19 protein-coding genes, 1 tRNA gene and 1 pseudogene are annotated in these 15,497 nt (G+C 60.9%); 9 read left to right on the forward strand and 12 right to left on the reverse strand.

The window, feature by feature from the left end; translation table 11 throughout:
• Positions 1-64: 64 nt before the first annotated feature.
• Both ACK9YZ_RS00810 and ACK9YZ_RS00815 read left to right on the forward strand, forming a co-directional pair.
• Entirely contained in the window at positions 65-1,159 is a 1,095-nt protein-coding gene (locus tag ACK9YZ_RS00810) for a 2'-deoxycytidine 5'-triphosphate deaminase (RefSeq protein ID WP_416065344.1), read from the forward strand.
• A gap of 58 nt (positions 1,160-1,217) precedes the next feature.
• Positions 1,218-1,291 (forward strand) — tRNA-Gly (locus ACK9YZ_RS00815).
• Here the strand turns inward: ACK9YZ_RS00815 and ACK9YZ_RS00820 are convergent.
• Together ACK9YZ_RS00820 and ACK9YZ_RS00825 are read right to left on the reverse strand one after the other, a co-directional pair.
• Positions 1,280-1,657: a hypothetical protein gene (locus ACK9YZ_RS00820; protein WP_416065345.1), complete on the reverse strand. Its 378-nt coding sequence runs from the start codon at positions 1,655-1,657 to the stop codon at positions 1,280-1,282. The genes ACK9YZ_RS00815 and ACK9YZ_RS00820 overlap by 12 nt on opposite strands.
• A gap of 261 nt (positions 1,658-1,918) precedes the next feature.
• Complete coding sequence (locus ACK9YZ_RS00825; RefSeq protein WP_416065346.1) at positions 1,919-2,200, reverse strand: hypothetical protein; 282 nt, start codon at positions 2,198-2,200, stop codon at positions 1,919-1,921.
• A 140-nt stretch (positions 2,201-2,340) separates the two neighbouring features.
• Between ACK9YZ_RS00825 and ACK9YZ_RS00830 the strand changes: the two are divergent.
• Positions 2,341-2,454 (forward strand): annotated as a pseudogene (locus ACK9YZ_RS00830) (VOC family protein); the annotation flags it as partial.
• Between the two features lie 62 nt (positions 2,455-2,516).
• On the opposite strand, the gene ACK9YZ_RS00835 reads toward ACK9YZ_RS00830, so the two are convergent.
• Complete coding sequence (locus tag ACK9YZ_RS00835; protein ID WP_416065347.1) at positions 2,517-4,517, reverse strand: methyl-accepting chemotaxis protein; 2,001 nt, start codon at positions 4,515-4,517, stop codon at positions 2,517-2,519.
• A 449-nt stretch (positions 4,518-4,966) separates the two neighbouring features.
• Between ACK9YZ_RS00835 and ACK9YZ_RS00840 the strand changes: the two genes are divergently transcribed.
• Entirely contained in the window at positions 4,967-5,842 is an 876-nt protein-coding gene (locus ACK9YZ_RS00840; protein WP_416065348.1) for a transporter substrate-binding domain-containing protein, read from the forward strand.
• Positions 5,843-5,940: 98 nt separating this feature from the next.
• Here ACK9YZ_RS00840 and ACK9YZ_RS00845 read toward each other — a convergent pair whose 3' ends face one another.
• The 5 genes from ACK9YZ_RS00845 to ACK9YZ_RS00865 all read right to left on the reverse strand — a co-directional run bounded on the left by ACK9YZ_RS00845 (position 5,941) and on the right by ACK9YZ_RS00865 (position 9,087).
• On the reverse strand, positions 5,941-6,354 hold the full coding sequence (locus ACK9YZ_RS00845; RefSeq protein ID WP_007821246.1) for a tellurite resistance TerB family protein: 414 nt from the start codon (positions 6,352-6,354) through the stop codon (positions 5,941-5,943).
• 48 nt (positions 6,355-6,402) lie between these two features.
• Positions 6,403-7,152 carry a thermonuclease family protein gene (locus ACK9YZ_RS00850; RefSeq protein WP_416065349.1) on the reverse strand — a complete coding sequence of 250 codons (750 nt, stop codon included), beginning with the start codon at positions 7,150-7,152 and terminating at the stop codon, positions 6,403-6,405.
• An 11-nt stretch (positions 7,153-7,163) separates the two neighbouring features.
• A complete protein-coding gene (locus ACK9YZ_RS00855) occupies positions 7,164-7,835 on the reverse strand; it encodes a S24 family peptidase (protein WP_416065350.1) in 672 nt (223 codons plus the stop codon).
• A 115-nt stretch (positions 7,836-7,950) separates the two neighbouring features.
• Positions 7,951-8,598, reverse strand: a complete 648-nt coding sequence (locus tag ACK9YZ_RS00860; RefSeq protein WP_216756943.1) for a response regulator — start codon at positions 8,596-8,598, stop codon at positions 7,951-7,953.
• 90 nt (positions 8,599-8,688) lie between these two features.
• Positions 8,689-9,087: a hypothetical protein gene (locus tag ACK9YZ_RS00865; protein ID WP_183728290.1), complete on the reverse strand. Its 399-nt coding sequence runs from the start codon at positions 9,085-9,087 to the stop codon at positions 8,689-8,691.
• A 133-nt stretch (positions 9,088-9,220) separates the two neighbouring features.
• Between ACK9YZ_RS00865 and ACK9YZ_RS00870 the strand changes: the two genes are divergently transcribed.
• Positions 9,221-9,574 carry a DUF952 domain-containing protein gene (locus ACK9YZ_RS00870; RefSeq protein WP_216756945.1) on the forward strand — a complete coding sequence of 118 codons (354 nt, stop codon included), beginning with the start codon at positions 9,221-9,223 and terminating at the stop codon, positions 9,572-9,574.
• Positions 9,571-10,659, forward strand: a complete 1,089-nt coding sequence (locus tag ACK9YZ_RS00875; RefSeq protein WP_416065351.1) for a quinone-dependent dihydroorotate dehydrogenase — start codon at positions 9,571-9,573, stop codon at positions 10,657-10,659. Before ACK9YZ_RS00870 ends, ACK9YZ_RS00875 begins: the two co-directional genes overlap by 4 nt.
• Here ACK9YZ_RS00875 and ACK9YZ_RS00880 read toward each other — a convergent pair.
• Genes ACK9YZ_RS00880 through ACK9YZ_RS00890 form a run of 3 tightly spaced genes read right to left on the reverse strand, consistent with a single transcriptional unit; the run spans position 10,635 to position 12,779 of the window.
• Positions 10,635-11,981, reverse strand: coding sequence for an MATE family efflux transporter (locus tag ACK9YZ_RS00880; RefSeq protein WP_416065352.1), 1,347 nt, complete (start codon positions 11,979-11,981; stop codon positions 10,635-10,637). The genes ACK9YZ_RS00875 and ACK9YZ_RS00880 overlap by 25 nt on opposite strands.
• 32 nt (positions 11,982-12,013) lie before the next feature.
• Positions 12,014-12,511: a CAP domain-containing protein gene (locus ACK9YZ_RS00885; RefSeq protein ID WP_416065353.1), complete on the reverse strand. Its 498-nt coding sequence runs from the start codon at positions 12,509-12,511 to the stop codon at positions 12,014-12,016.
• 1 nt (position 12,512) lies between these two features.
• Positions 12,513-12,779: a DUF6460 domain-containing protein gene (locus ACK9YZ_RS00890; protein ID WP_416065354.1), complete on the reverse strand. Its 267-nt coding sequence runs from the start codon at positions 12,777-12,779 to the stop codon at positions 12,513-12,515.
• Positions 12,780-12,919: 140 nt separating this feature from the next.
• On the opposite strand from ACK9YZ_RS00890, the gene ACK9YZ_RS00895 reads away from it, so the two are divergent.
• From ACK9YZ_RS00895 to ACK9YZ_RS00905, 3 genes are all read left to right on the forward strand, one after another.
• Complete coding sequence (locus ACK9YZ_RS00895; protein ID WP_416065355.1) at positions 12,920-13,852, forward strand: methyltransferase; 933 nt, start codon at positions 12,920-12,922, stop codon at positions 13,850-13,852.
• A 195-nt stretch (positions 13,853-14,047) separates the two neighbouring features.
• The gene (locus ACK9YZ_RS00900; protein ID WP_416065356.1) at positions 14,048-14,683 is read left to right on the forward strand and encodes a YitT family protein; all 636 of its coding nucleotides are present in this window, start codon (positions 14,048-14,050) and stop codon (positions 14,681-14,683) included.
• 108 nt (positions 14,684-14,791) lie between these two features.
• Complete coding sequence (locus tag ACK9YZ_RS00905) at positions 14,792-14,962, forward strand: hypothetical protein (protein ID WP_183729246.1); 171 nt, start codon at positions 14,792-14,794, stop codon at positions 14,960-14,962.
• Between the two features lie 65 nt (positions 14,963-15,027).
• On the opposite strand, the gene ACK9YZ_RS00910 is transcribed toward ACK9YZ_RS00905, so the two are convergent.
• Positions 15,028-15,489 carry a carboxymuconolactone decarboxylase family protein gene (locus ACK9YZ_RS00910; protein ID WP_216756951.1) on the reverse strand — a complete coding sequence of 154 codons (462 nt, stop codon included), beginning with the start codon at positions 15,487-15,489 and terminating at the stop codon, positions 15,028-15,030.
• Positions 15,490-15,497 lie beyond the last annotated feature (8 nt).

Here is a 15,497-nt window from a genome sequence, read left to right on the forward strand (position 1 = left end):
GCCGTTCTGCGCTTGCGTCAATTCCCCGACTTTGGTTTTGTCGGCGGCAGATTATGGATGGAGCATGATGGCTCGCGAAACTGGAATTCTGGCCGACCGCGCGATAGCAGCGCTGTTTGAAACGGGGCGTCTTCAAAGCGAACGCGAGCTGGATCGCGACCAGATCCAGCCCGCAAGCCTGGATCTGCGGCTGGGCGCCAAGGCTTTCCGGGTGCGCGCCAGCTTCATGCCCGGCCCTTCTCACCTTGTCGCTGATAAACTTGACCGGCTGAGCCTCCATGTCATCGACCTCTCCGAAGGCGCGGTGCTGGAAACCGGCTGCGTCTACATCGTACCGCTGATGGAGCGCCTCGATCTGCCGGCCGACATGTCGGCTTCGGCCAATCCCAAAAGCTCGACCGGCCGGCTCGATATCTTCACCCGCGTCATCACCGATTACGCGCAGGAGTTCGACAAGATCCCATCAGGTTATTCCGGCCCGCTCTATCTCGAAATCAGCCCGCGCACCTTCCCGATCGTCGTGCGTCGCGGCTCGCGCCTGTCGCAGATCCGCTTCCGCGTCGGCCATTCGGTTCTCGGCGAGCCGGAGCTTTTGAAGTTGCACGCAACGGAAACGCTCGTCGCCGCCAAGCAGCCGAACGTCTCCGGCGGCGGTATTGCGCTGTCGATCGATCTGACAGGCGACGAGGAAGGCCTGATCGGTTATCGCGGCAAACACCACACGGCCGTCGTCGATGTCGACAAGAAGGCCCAGCACGATATCTTCGACTTCTGGGAGCCGCTCTATAGCCGCGGCCGCAATGAGCTGATCCTCGATCCGGACGAATTCTACATTCTCGTCTCACGCGAGGCCGTGCACGTTCCCCCGCATTATGCGGCGGAAATGACGCCCTTCGATCCGCTCGTCGGCGAATTTCGTGTCCATTATGCCGGCTTCTTCGATCCCGGCTTCGGCCATGCGCCCGCCGGCGGGCGCGGCAGCCGGGCCGTGCTGGAAGTACGCAGCCACGAAGTGCCTTTCATCCTCGAAGACGGCCAGATCGTCGGCCGCCTGATCTACGAACACATGCAGGAACAACCATCGAGCCTTTATGGTTCAGGCCTTGGCTCCAACTACCAGGCGCAGGGTCTGAAACTGTCGAAGCATTTCCGCATCTGATATGCGGCGATCCGCGACTTGACAGCGACGGCCATCTGTTGGAAGTCTCAAGTGGTTGGCGGGTGTAGCTCAATGGTAGAGCAGCAGCTTCCCAAGCTGAATACGAGGGTTCGATTCCCTTCACCCGCTCCAGCTACCTTTCTCAGGAATCGAACTGATTTTTGCCCCTATAAGACCTTTTTCAAGACGCTGAAACATCTCTTCTGCAACATCTGGCGCAAACACCATAAGTCCGTTCGCGAACAGGAAGTCGTGAAATACCGGAAAGATTTTTTTACCCATCGCGATTTCTTCGTCTTCGGAAAGAGCTGATGCTCCGGCGCTTCTGGTAAGGTCTATGTATTTCTTCATAATATAGATAAGTTCTTTATCTTCAGAGAAATGTGATATGATATCCTCCAGTTTCTCTGATGATATTTCCACCTCTGTTAAGCCGTTTTCGGTAACGACGCGTTTTTTAAATCTTGGGATAAACGAACCATTATTTGACTGATGCATGTTCACGATCTCGAACTTATTAGAAAATATCTGTTGCTTGCAACGAGTATGCGCCACCCATGAACTTGGCGCCAGCGGCCTTCAGCAGCCGATCTGGAGCATTTAGGCTAATCGTCGATATATCCGGAGCGTATTGCCGCTCCCACGTTGTCATATCGCCGCTGACCGTGACCGTCTCGACCCGTCAGGTATCGGTCTGGCCGTCGCCATCCGCATCCGTCACGATGGTGGTGTTCCGGTGAACCGCTCCAGCTTCCCCTCTCAATCTCTTCCGAAAATGTTGATCGGCCGGTACTGGCGATGAGCAATCGCCAGCGAACGGTCCGGACGGATGATATAGGTCTCCTCGACCTGCCGGCCGTACTGGTCGATGAAATTGTGCGGGAAGGTCGATCCAATTGGCGACTTTGTCAGTTTCGTACGCGGCTGGCCGTTATAGGTGATGCTGCCCGGAATGGGCTCGATGCCGGGGCCGGTATATTCGACGGTGGTGCAGCCGGCGAGCGCCAGCGCGCCGATGAGGCTAAATGCGATCAGTTTCATATCCGGAGCCTTTCTGTCCGCGGCACGGTGTCATTGTACCGCAAATCGCGGAAAGCTCACGACACAAACGGCACGCATGTCTTCAACCCTTCGCGAAGAGCTTTGGTAAGGTCACCGCCGGTCTGACTTCGCTCCTCTGACGTCGCTCGGCCGGCCTTATTGCCGCTTTCGGCTCGATCTGCGGCGGCTGGCTGTTTTATTGCACGGCGCCCGGTAACGTGCTCATCGAGGTCGGCTGGTGGCCGCAAGCCTGAAAAGGCCTGAAACGAAAATGGGCGGCCGGAGCCGCCCATTCTCATTCGATCAGGTTGTCAGCTCAGAATTCCGTCCAGTCGGCTTCCTGGCTGGCGGCCGGGGCAGCACCGCTGTTCGCACCGAAAGCGCTGGCGAGCTTCTGGCCAAGGGCGCGTGCCGGCGAAGCCTTCGGGCGTGCGGTGCTTTCGGCAACGCGGACCGGGGTTCTGGCGGCCGGCCGTGCGGCAGCGCGTGGCGCGGTCGATGCCGTCGAGATCGGTGCGCTTGCAGTGAAGCCGCCGGTGCCCGTCAGGCGGAACTGGCCGAGCAGGTTGTTGAGTGCCGTCGCTTCCGTTGCAAGGCTGTGGCTTGCCGCGGTGGATTCCTCGACCATCGCGGCGTTCTGCTGCGTGCTCTGATCCATGCTGTTGACCGCGGTATTGATCTCCTGCAGGCCGATCGACTGCTCGCGCGAGGCTTCGGCGATCGCGTGGACGTGCTGGTTGATTTCCTGCACCTCGTGGACGATCGCATCAAGCGCCTTGCCCGTTTCGCCGACCAGCGAGACGCCGGTCTGCACATGCGTGCCTGATGTGGTAATCAGCGCCTTGATTTCCTTGGCGGCGTTTGCAGAGCGCTGGGCGAGTTCCCGGACTTCCTGTGCGACGACCGCAAAGCCCTTGCCGGCTTCACCGGCGCGCGCAGCTTCGACACCGGCGTTCAGCGCCAAGAGGTTCGTCTGGAAGGCGATATCGTCGATGACGCCGATGATATTGCTGATCTCGGTAGAGGACTGTTCGATCTGATGCATGGCAGCGACAGCCTTGCGGACGACGTCGCCGGATTTCTCGGCGCCAAGGCGGGTCCGGGCGACGAGTTGGCTTGCCTCTTCGGCCCGCTTTGCTGCGTCCTTTACCGTCGTCGTGATCTCCTCGAGGGCTGCTGCCGTTTCCTCGACGGAAGCGGCCTGCTGCTCGGTGCGCTTCGAAAGCTCGTCGGCGGACGACCGGATCTCGTTAGCGCCGGCGCTGATGGCGCGGGCATTGGAGCCGACCGTGTTCATGGTCTCGTTGAGCTTTTCGACCGAGTTGTTGAAGTCCTGGCGCAGCGCGTCGAGATGCGCGACGAAAGGCGTTTCGATATGCGAGACGAGGTCGCCCGCCGAAAACCGGCGCAGCCCGTCGCCGAGTGCATTGACCGCGCGTTCCAGATCGGCTGCTTCCGCGGCCTTCTGTGCTTCGCGTTCGCGGCGCTCGCTGTCGCTGAGGCTGCGATCGGCTTCGGCGCGGGCTTCGAGCTGGATGCGTTCGATCGCATTGTCGCGGAAGACCGAGACGGCCTCCGCCATTTTGCCGATTTCGTCGCGACGGTCGAGGCCGACGATTTCGCTGTCCGTGTCACCCTCTACCAGGCCGGTCATGCGCTCGCGCAGCTTTGCCATGGGGGTGGTGATGCCAATCTGGGCGACGACGATGCTGAGACCGATGGCGCCGATGACGGCTAGGCCGATCAAGGCAAAGCAGAGGTTGATGCGGTCGTTGACGGAAGCCGAAAGCGCGTCGCCGCCATCGTTGAGCATCGCCATCATCGCATCGTTGTTAGCGATCATCTTCGGCGTCAGCGCGTTGAGCTTGGCATTGATCAGGGCGACGCTCGCAAGGGCGCCGGCGCTGTCCTTGGCCTTGCTCTGCTCGATGATCTTGTTCGCCAGAGTTTCGATTTCATCGATGCCTGCCTGGATTTCATCGACCGCCGCCTTGCGGCTGGGCACAAGCGCCAGCGCCTGCTTCATGCGGTCGCGTGCCTGCGGCAGCTTGCTGGGTGTAGCGAGTGCCGTTTGGAATGCCGGCGTATCGGGTTTCATGTCGGCAAGCAGGCTCACCTGCAGCACCGAGGCGACGACCGATGCGCTGGCGCGCGCGCTCTGCATCGAGGCCAGCGCCTCATGATCGATGAAGGCGCCGTAGGCCGCGTCCGCTCGGCGAAACTCGGAGATGACATAGATCAGTCCGGCTATCGTGATGAGCCCCAGGAGCGCCACGACCGATATGATTTTTGTGCGGATTTTCAGATGTTTCAGCATGGAGTTACCCGATTGGCCGGGCGTGTTGCGAGCCCGGTGCTTTTGAAATCATTTGTTGCAGAACGATTCTTCGGTATTGCGCTGGTGGGGATACCTTAAGAGGTGCGACATGCGCATCATGCAGTCGGCCGGTGAGGTCGATGTCGTCGCGTCGAATAAGATGGGATATTGCTTAATTCCGCGCTAACGGGCTCGGTGGTTGCCCATGAATTTGGACGGGCACGGTAGTTATTTGTGCTCAGGTGTTCGAAGATGCAATTTATGCGGAATTTTTGTGGCTGGTACGGCATCGTACTCGGTGAAAGACCTTGCTTTAAAGGCCGATACGTCGTTCTGACCCCGCCGAGGCGCGGTCTGTCGCCTCGCCGGGCCATATTCCCCGACGGATATGATTCTGTTACATCTCGGCTGAGCGGCAAGCCCCGCGCGTAATCGTCAGGCAGATCAGAATGGTGCAATGTAAACCGGCGTTTCCGGCCTCCAGGTGGATGTCCATCCTCTGCCTGTTTTCAGTTGTACTGCTTTCGGCTTTTTCTTCTTTTGCGCAGCAATCCGGCCCGTCCGTGCCGCTGCTCTTCGATTCCCGTGAACGCCTGGCCAAGCCCGATCTCACTTCGCTCGTGCGCCTGCGTTTCCTGACCTCGGTGGACTTTCCGCCCTTCAATTTTACGGACCAGAACAGCAAGCTCTCCGGCTTCAACGTCGATCTCGCCCGCGAGATCTGTTCCGAGCTGGAGATTGCAGACAAGTGTCAGATCCAGGCGCTGCCCTTCGCCGACCTGCAGAAGGCGCTCGCCGGCTCGCAGGGCGATGCCGTCATCGCAGGCCTTGCCGTCACGCCGGAGCTGCGCCGCGAGTTCCTCTTCTCCCGTCCCTATCTGATGCTGCCGGCCCGCTTCGTGCGCAATACGGCGGCCGCCGTGACCGGAACGACGGCTGCCGGCCTCGCCGGCCATTCCGTCGGCATCGTCAAGGGCACCGTCCACGAGGCGATGCTCGCGGCCTTTTTCCCGGCCATCAAGGCTCAGCCTTTTGACAACAAGGAAGCGCTGTTGACGGCCTTGAAGGAGCGGAAGGTCGATGCTGCCTTTGCCGATGCGCTGCAGCTTTCCTTCTGGGTGGCTTCGCCCGCTTCGGACAAATGCTGTGCCCTGTTCGACGGTCCCTATATGTCGGAGCATTTCCTGGGCGAAGGGATGACGATCATGCTGCGCCAGAACGACAGTGTGCTGACGGCAGCAATCGACCATGCGCTGGCAACGCTCTCGCGCAATGGTCGCCTGCAGGAGATTTATCTGCGTTATTTCCCCTACGGTCTGTACTAAAGCGCGTCGCGATCTCCAAGATTCGCTTGTCGCGCTTTAGGTTCTTGTTTTCGCATGTCGTTATCGCAAAACCGCTGCACACTTTTGCGCGACATGCTTTAACCCTTGCGGAAACGGGCGATCGCGCTGCGCTCGATGGCAGCACAGGTCAGCTTGTCGAGGCCGAGACGGTCGCGCAGCAGGCTGAGCAGCCGCAATTCTTCGGCCTTGACGGAAAGGTCGGCGGAGGCGACTTCGACCGCCAGTGCGTAGGCGGTGTCGTAGAGACGGGCAGGCAGCGTATCGCGAACGGTCTCCAGCACCACATCCAGCCCTTCCGGACCGGCCAGCAGCGAAGCGCAGTCACGGGCGATGGAAATCAGATTGTCGTCGTCGAAATCGCGGAACACCGGCAGGAAGCCGATGAGCTGGCCGATCCTCTCCATTTCCCGGTCGTTCATGGTGCTGTCGACGGCGGATGCCATCACCATCACATAGATCAGCGCGTCATGGGCGGAAAGCGGCTTGTTCATGTCTGATTCCCTCTTGAATGAACGGAGATTAGGAATTGACAGTCGTCATTACAAGGGATCTGCGGGTTCAGGCCGGGGCGTCGCCGCCGGCCTGCGGCGCGGATCCTCGCCGTGAATGCCTTCCTTCGTTTGCTTTGCTTTTTCGCCGGCGGCGGCAAGCGGGGAGCCCGGCTGCGCTTCCGCCCAGCCATTTTCCACCAGCCATGTGCCGATATCCTGCTGCCCCAGCCGGCAGGCGGCGCTTGCCATGTCTTCCCATGCATCGGAAGGCAGGTCGCAATCGATCGCGCGATTGCGCAGGAAAAGCCGCAACGCCGTCTTTGCCATCATGCCGCACGGCCATTGTTTGCCTTCGGAGCCGCAACTCTTGTCTGCGGGCGTCGCAATGATGCCGGCAATCTGTAGCCGGCGTTTGCCGAAGGAAAGGAGGCCGGCGTTTTCCACCGTCGGCCGCAACAGCTCAACACTGTCTTTTCCATCAGCTGTGGCCGGCGGTGTCCCGGCGGGCGCCGGTTCGCTCTGCGCCGTTTCCTTCGCTGTCGCATTTTCGGAAGGAGGCGGGGAGGGGCCTGCCGCAGGCTCTGTTGCCCGGGCAATCAACGCCGCATCCTTGTCTGTGAGCGATGCGGGTGGCTTTGTCCCATCAGTATCCGCATCGGGCAACTCGGCGGTCACGCTTCCGGCATCTGCTCCAGGTGCCGCTCCGTCGCCGCTGTTGAGCCGCGCTTGCCCGGCCAGCAGCAGGCCGGTCACGATCGCCATCCCCGCGATACCTGTGATGAAGGCTGCAGGGCGCATGGATTATTTTCCTATTGGCTGGCCCAGATGATACGAGCAATCCATTCGACGTCGGAAAGCTCGATCGTCCGGTTGGGATGTTCGGGATTGAGAGACAACAGCTCGATGGAGCGCGGGCTCTGGCGCAACAGCACCTTGGCCATGACTTCGCCCTCGCGTGTCTTGACGACGACACGGTCGTTGCGGCGCACCTGCGCGCCGGGCTCCACGATCAGAACATCGCCGTCGCGATAGAGCGGCATCATGCTCTCGCCCTGCACTTCCAGCGCATAGACGCCCGCCTTCTGCGAGGGGCCAGCCGGAAATTCCACCACATCCCAGCCCTGGCCTGCCGGAAAGCCACCATCGTCGAAAAAGCCGCCGGCGCCCGCCTGCGCAAAGCCGAGCAGGGGAATGGAGCTTCCCTGCGACGCAAAAATACCGTCCGGTAAGCTGGCGGCGGCAGCGGCACCCGCCGGCCGCATGAAGCCCATGAACTGCTCCATGCTCGCCCCCGTCGCCTCCAGCACCTTGGCGATGGATTCCGTCGAAGGCCAGCGCAGGCGCCCATCCGCCGAAAGTCGCTTGGATTTATTGAAGGAGGTCGGATCGAGTCCCGCCCGCCGCGCAAGACCCGACGGCGTCAGGTCATGCCGTTCGGCAAGCCCGTCGATCGCCCCCCAGATCTGGTCATGTGACAGCATATGCGTCCGGTTCCGCGGTCCATTGGCCGCTTTCTATCGCCGGCAGATTAACCGAGGCATCTCCCCGAGTAAAGCGCAAATGAGGAATAAAATCCTGTCTGGTGGGTGCCTGAACTCAGGCGACCATCGCCATGTTGATCTTGCCAAGCTGGATCACCGCCTGCGTGCGGCTGTCGACGTTGAGCTTCAGGAGGATCGCCGAGACATGCGCCTTGATCGTCGCTTCGGAAACCCCGAGCTCATAGGCGATCTGCTTGTTCAGCAGGCCTTCACCGAGCATGGTCAGCACCCGGCTCTGCTGCGGTGTCAGCGTGTGAAGGCGGTGGATGAGGTCGGCGACATCGGGGTCCTGCTCCTGTCCGTCGCGATAGCTCTCCGGCGTGGCGATATCGCCTGCCAGCACCGTCTGGATGCCGCGGCGGATATCCTCGATACCTGAGGATTTCGAAATGAAGCCGGAAGCGCCGAGCTCCAGCGCCCGGCGGATTGTCGTGGTGTCATCGGTCGCTGAGATGATGACGATCGGCAGGCTGACGAATTCGGAGCGCAGCGCCATCAGGCCGGAAAAACCGCTGACTCCAGGCATGGCGAGATCGAGCAGCATCAGGTCCGCATCCGGATGCGCCGTCGCTGCCCTCCTTGCCGCGGCAAAATCCCCGGCCTCGACGATTGTCTGCCGGCCTTCCATGCCGAGCACCGCCTGCCGCAGCGCGTCGCGGAACAGCGGATGGTCGTCAGCGATGATGATGGTCTGTTCCTGCATCGAAAACTCCCTCCCAAGAGCTCGATCTCCTCAGTCCTGTCCGGCTCCCCCGCACGAACATGACCCTCTACTTATATGAATATAACCAGATCAACTCCGCTGCGGAAGGGGATTGGCCTCGTCTTCCGCCTGGAATTCCCGAACTATACCCATGAAACTGCGCATCATCCGCTCCATGATGCCGATCGAGCGGTCGACTTCCGCATCCGTCGGCAGGGCGGGTCGGGCGGTTGTACTCTTCTCCAGCGCGCTCACCCGGTCGGCAAGCCGGTCGAGTTCGTCCTCGTAGGCAGCGCGTTCATCGGCGGCCATGCGGCAGACCAACGCCCCGTCCTTCTCGGTGCAGAGCGACATGGCTCCCGTTTGCCGGTCCAAGCGCACGAAATGGTCGCCGCTGCGCTCGAGCTGGAAGCGCGTCGCATCGGGCTCCGCTGCCATCGCCGCAAGCGGCAGAAGACCGGCGGCAAGCGTGATTGCAAATGCCTTCATCGTCTCATCCTCCGCAAAGCATCGTGCCTGTCCGTTTTTGCGCCCTGAGGCGTGGACATCGCCGGCTCTTTGGGGCAAAGCCCTCATCAGGAAGGCCAGCCCCCTTCTCAACAAGACCACTAACGGGATCATCATGACCGCGACACCGACCCTTTACAAGATCGTGCCGGAGGCGCTCTGGCAGGAAGCCAGACAAACCGGCGTTTTTCATGGCGCGGGCATCGATCAGAAGGACGGCTTCATCCATTTCTCGACGGCAGATCAGGTTAAGCAGACCGCAGCCCTGCATTTTGCCGGTCAGACCGGCCTTGTCCTCGTTGCTATCGATGGCCGCAATTTCGGCGACAAACTGCTCTTCGAACCCTCGCGCGGCGGCGCGCTCTTCCCGCATCTTTATGCCGATCTGCCGCTTTCGGCGGTGCTTTGGGAGGCGGCCTTGCCGCTCGATGACGCAGGCGCCCACATCTTTCCGGAGCTCGCACCGTGATCGATCCTTTCAAGCGCATCGCCCGCCGCGGCCTCTTTCTCTTTGATCCCGAAACCGCGCATGGCATGTCGATCGCGGCGCTGAAATCCGGCGTCGTGCCTGCCTGCCGCTTCGCGCCGGACCCGCGCCTGCGCCAGACCGTTGCCAACATCGACTTTCCCAACCCGCTCGGCATGGCTGCGGGCTATGACAAGAATGCCGAAGTGCCGGAAGCCCTGCTGAAGCTTGGCTTCGGTTTCACCGAGATCGGCACCGTCACGCCGAAGCCGCAATCCGGCAATCCACGCCCGCGTATCTTCCGCCTTGTGGAAGATGAAGGCGTCATCAACCGCCTCGGCTTCAACAATGAAGGCCATGAAGCAGCCTTCCGCCGTCTCTCGCAGATCGGCCGCGCCGGCATCGTCGGCGTCAACATCGGCGCCAACAAGGACAGCGATGACCGTATCGCCGATTATGTCGCCGGTATCCGCCGCTTCTATTCCGTCGCCCGTTATTTCACCGCCAATATTTCCTCGCCCAACACGCCGGGCCTGCGCGATCTGCAGGCGCGTGAAAGCCTCGCCGCTCTCCTGTCGGCCGTGCTGGCGGCACGCGACGAGGAAGCTGGAAAGGCCGGTCGAAAAATCCCGGTCTTCCTGAAGATCGCCCCCGATCTGACCGAGGAAGGCATGGATGACATCGCCGCCGAAGCTCTCGCACATGCACTGGACGGTTTGATCGTTTCCAACACGACGCTTTCTCGTGACGGCCTGAAGGACCGGGTCCAGGCGAAGGAAACAGGGGGCCTCTCCGGCGTGCCGCTGTTCGAGAAGTCGACGGTCGTGCTCGCCAAGATGCGCAAGCGTGTCGGTTCGGCCCTGCCGATCATCGGCGTCGGCGGTGTCTCATCGGCCGAAACCGCGCTGGAAAAGGTCAGAGCAGGGGCCGATCTCGTACAGCTCTATTCCTGCATGGTTTATGAAGGTCCGGGCCTTCCCGGCACGATCGTGCGCGGACTGTCGAAACTGCTCGATCGCGAAAAGGTTGCCTCGATCCGCGATCTCAGGGATATCAGCGTCGATTACTGGGCGGCGCGAAACGTCTGAGCTGCGCGCGGCTTCACCAGCACCGCCAGGAAGAAACCACGAAACAGCAGGAAGGCGTTCATCGCCAGCCACAGGCCGTGATTGCCGAAGAGCGGCACGAAGACGGCGAGCATGGCGAGATACCCCGCGAACGACATCAGCATGCGGTTACGCATGTCGACGGACCACGTCGCGCCGATGAAGACGCCGTCCATCAGGAAGGCGAGCGCGCCCGTCAGCCCCGTCACCGCCGCCCAGGGCATATAGGTCTCGGCGGCTGCCTGTACCTCCGGCGAACTCGTCAGCCCGGCAATGAGGGCAGGACCGGCAAAATAGAAGAAGGCGGAAATGATTGCCGCGAGCCCGAAGGACCACAACGTCGTGAGCCTCAGACCGCGGTCGAAGGCCGGCCTACATTGCGCACCGATCGCCCGCCCGGTGATCTGCTCCGCGGCGTTGGCAAGACCGTCGAGATAGTAGCCTGACAACAGGAAGAAGTTCATCAGCACAGCATTGGCCGCAAGGGTAATGGCACCGAAGCTGGTGCCGATGCGGGTCATGATCGCGAAGGAGCCGATCAGCACGAAGGTGCGGATCAGGATATCGCGGTTCAGCGCGAAAAGCTCGGCAAGCTTGGCGCGCGAAAATACCTCCGTCCGATTTGGCCGGTGTGCCCGATCGAAGCTGCGCAGCACGATGAAGAGACCGGCAAGCGCGCCCGCCGTTTCGCCCGCCATCGTGCCCCAGGCGACACCGGAAACACCCCAGTCGAGCGACAGGCCGAGATAGATGGAAAGCAGGATGTTGATGCCGTTGATCAGCGCCTGCAGCAGAAGCCCGGTTTGACCCTGTCCGCGTCCGAGCACGAAGCCGAGCACCGCGTAATTGGCAAGTGCTGCCGGTGCAGCGAGAATGCGGATCGAGAAATAGGTGCTGGTCGCCTCGGCAATACGGCCCTCGGCCCCCATCAGCTTCAGTCCGACAAGGATCAGCAGCGGCGACAGCACGAGAAGGGCCAGGCCGGAGCCGAGCGCCGAGACGATCGCCCGCCAGAAGACGGCCTGCTGCTCATGCGCATCACGCCGCCCAAGCGCCTGCGCCGTCAGGCCGGTCGTAGACGCCCGCAGGAAATTGAAGCTGCCCATGATGAGGTCGAACAGCATGGCGCCGATGGCGAGCCCCGCCAGCGCTTCCGGATCACCCATACGACCGACGACGGCGGTATTGGTAATACCGAGCAGCGGCGTCGTCATGAAGCCGAGCGTCATCGGAATGGCGATCGACAGCACCAACCGGTGCGTCACGTCGAATGCCAATGCGTTTCTGGGTCTGCCGGTATCCATATTCGCCTCTTGGGGAGAGAGGCGGAATCGCCTCAGCTGGAAAGCACCATGGCCCAATAGGGCAGGTTCCTGGAAGACGTATTATGTGCAACGGCAACGCCGAGACCGCTATAGCGCCCGAGCATGTTTTCCAGATGGTGGGGCGAGTTGATCCAGGCGGTGACGACCGCATCGACGCTCTGCTGGCCCGAAGCGATGTTTTCGGCGGCCGGCAGTGCAACGCCGCTCGCCTTCACGCGGGCGCCGAAACTATCCGTCATGCCCATCAGATGCTTCATCCTGCCCGCACTTGCCATGCGCTTGGCCTGGAAGATCGCGGCGGCACTTGCATGCGGATCGACGCTGAGCGGCGGCAGGCCGTTCTTGGCGCGCAGCTGGTTGACGAGCGGCAGGGCCGAAGCGGTCTGGTCCGTGGCGTCGGACGGCGTGCTCGCGAGTTTCGGGGTGGTCGTGCAGCCGGCAACGCCGGCCACCAGTGCAAGACCTGAAAGCTGCAGCAAGCCGCGGCGTGAAAGGATGATTGAAGCCATGTTATTTTCGATAGCTGAAGAGACGGATGATGATGAAGATCGGGATGACGATGGTGGCGCCGAGGATCAGATAGTCGCCGACGCGGCCAAGCGCAGAGAAGCCCTGCTGCCATAGATGGATCACGAAATCACGAAAGTTGTAGATAAGTTCCCAGGGGGTCAGCCCGAAGATGGCCATGACGAAGCCGACGATCAGCGAAACCACCAAGAGCTTGATGATCGTGCGGCCAATGGAATCGCCGAGGAACCTGTTCACCTGATCGGACATGCGCCATCTCCTGTTTGCCTTGAGATACGGTCGCGGCGATTCGCCCGCAAGCCTTTTCCGCCAAGACAGCACCGCCTCTGAAATAGGACTTGAGTTTTTTTGTGGCCGAAGCCAAATGCCGCCAGCCAAAGGGTCCAATCATGCAGCCAAGCCAGCTTTCCTCCGGCGACGTCATCGCCGACCGCCGCGCCGATTACGCCAGGATGCTGGATGAGGGCGGCGAGCCGGAAGCGGCGGCCGAACTGATGGAGCAGGCACTGGAACTGACGCCGGCCTGGGCAGCAGGCTGGTATCGCCTCGCCACATACCGCGAAAAGGCAGGCAAGGCGGACGCTGCCGTCGAAGCCTACCGCCGCACGCTTGAACTCGACTCCGAGGATATTTTCGGCGCTGGCTTGAAGCTCGCCTTGCTCGGCGACACTGAGATGCCAGCCCAGCCGTCGAGCCGCTATGTCGAGCGCCTCTTCGATGACTATGCCGACCGTTTCGAGACATCCCTCGTGGAGAAGCTGGATTATTCCGTCCCGCAGAAGCTTGCAGCACTCGTCGCGTCCACCGGCCGGCAATATCAATACGCTGTCGATCTCGGCTGCGGCACGGGCCTGCTCGGCCCTGAAATCCGTACCCGGGTCGCACAACTCGAAGGCTTCGACCTCTCGCAGAACATGCTGGTGAAGGCTGCCGAAAAGCACGTCTACGATCATCTCGCGCAGGCGGACTTGTCGCTGTCGCCCGAAGCCTCCGGCCTCTTTGCGGATGGCGCCCGGCATCGCGCCGACCTCGTAACCGCCGCCGATGTGCTGATGTATCTCGGCAATCTGGAAAATGTCTTCGCGATCCTCGACGAGCTCCTGGCTCCTGGCGCCGACTTCGCCTTTTCCGCGGAGGACGGTGGCGAAGGAAATGGTTTTCATCTGGCGCCGTCGCTGCGCTATGCCCACTCCGAGACCTATGTCGAAGGGCTTGCCGTCGCCCATCGGCTCCAAATCCTCAAGACGGTCAAAACCACCATTCGCAAAGATGGCGGCAAACCGGTTCTCGGTATTCTATTCCTTACGCGCAAGACCGCCTGAGCGCATATTTCTTGCGATTTTGAAATAGGTCAGCATTGCTTACGTATTTCGCTTGCGCACCACCTTGGAAGGCCTGATAATACGGCCATTCAGCGAGAGGCGACGCGCTCCCCGGAGCGCAACACGCGCCGCATCCACCCAGACATTCCCTTCTCCTCCGGTCGGCCCGGAGCAGCCGCTATCGGAGATCGCGACATGAGCCAGCTCATCAATGCCCTCGGTTTCTGGAACACCACCGCGACACGTCACACGCCGGTCGAGGATGTGCAAGGTGTGTTCTCCGGCAGCCTCGTTTCCGCGCTCGGTCTTTACATTCTTGCCAGCGCCGGCCTTCTCACCGGCAGCACCGCCGGCATTGCCTTCCTGCTGCATTATGCCTTCGGCGTGAATTTCGGTCTCGCCTTCTTCCTGCTCAACCTGCCCTTCTTCTATCTCTCGTGGAAGAGTCTCGGCATGGCCTTCACGATCAAGACCTTCATCGCCATCGGTTTGACCTCGGCATTGACCAGCCTGCAGCCGAAGGTCATGGAAATCGCCGCCATTCATCCGGCCTGGGCAGCTCTCCTTGGCGGCCTGCTACTCGGTTACGGCCTTCTTGCGCTCTATCGCCACCGCGCCAGCCTCGGCGGCGTGGGCATTCTCGGCATCTATATGCAGGAGCGTTTCGGCATCCGCGCCGGCCTCGTACAGCTTGCCATCGACATGTGCGTCTTGGCGGCCGCATTCTTCGTCACCACGCCGCCGGTCGTCTTCTATTCCGTGCTCGGTGCAGTTGTTCTCAATCTCTTCGTTGCGATCAATCACAGGGCCGACCGCTACATTGCGCTCTAGGCAGCTCTAACCTTACAAATCGGTAAGCCATTATAAACAAAACGTAACTTGCCTGTGATCGGCCCCGGCGCGACACTTTTCCTTGCGCCGGATATGATGAGGTAAGCTATGTCAGATTTGGAAAAGCTTGTCAGACGCCGCATGCAGGAAGAATACGCCAAGGGCTCTTCCGCAAAGGAAATCGCCAAGGTCGTTCGTGACATATTCAACAGCATCGACCTCTCGGGCAAATTGCCTGAAGCTGTTGCCATGAGATCCGATACGCACCACGGACGATGAAATATTCAACCGACCCGATCTCTCGGGTCGGTCACCGGACAAAGCTCCCTATCAGCAAAGAGATATCAGGCTGCCTTCTGCGGCGCATCGATCGGATGCTGGCTGCGGAAGCCGACGGCAAGCCGGTTCCAGATATTGATCGTGCCGATCGCAACCGTGATCTTGGTCATTTCCGCTTCCGAGAAATGCGCCTTCAATGCTTCGTAATCGGCATCCGGTGCACCGGTCTCCGCAATCTTCGTCACCGCATCGACCCAGCCGAGCAGGGCGCGTTCACGGGCGTCGTAAACCGGAGATTCCCGCCAGACGCACATCAGGTTGATCCACTGTTCGGAAAGGCCGTGATGGCGTGCTTCCTTCGAATGCATATCGACGCAATAGGCGCAGCCGTTGATCTGCGAAGCGCGAAGCTTGATCAGGTGAATGAAGCGCTTATCCAGTCCGGATTCCTGCACATATTGCTCCAGCGCGACGACGGCCTTGTAGGCATCCGGAGCGGCTTTGCCGAAGTTGAAACGTGCTTGCATGATATGTC

This window comes from Rhizobium sp. ZK1 (genome assembly GCF_047782645.1).
Lineage (GTDB): Bacteria > Pseudomonadota > Alphaproteobacteria > Rhizobiales > Rhizobiaceae > Rhizobium.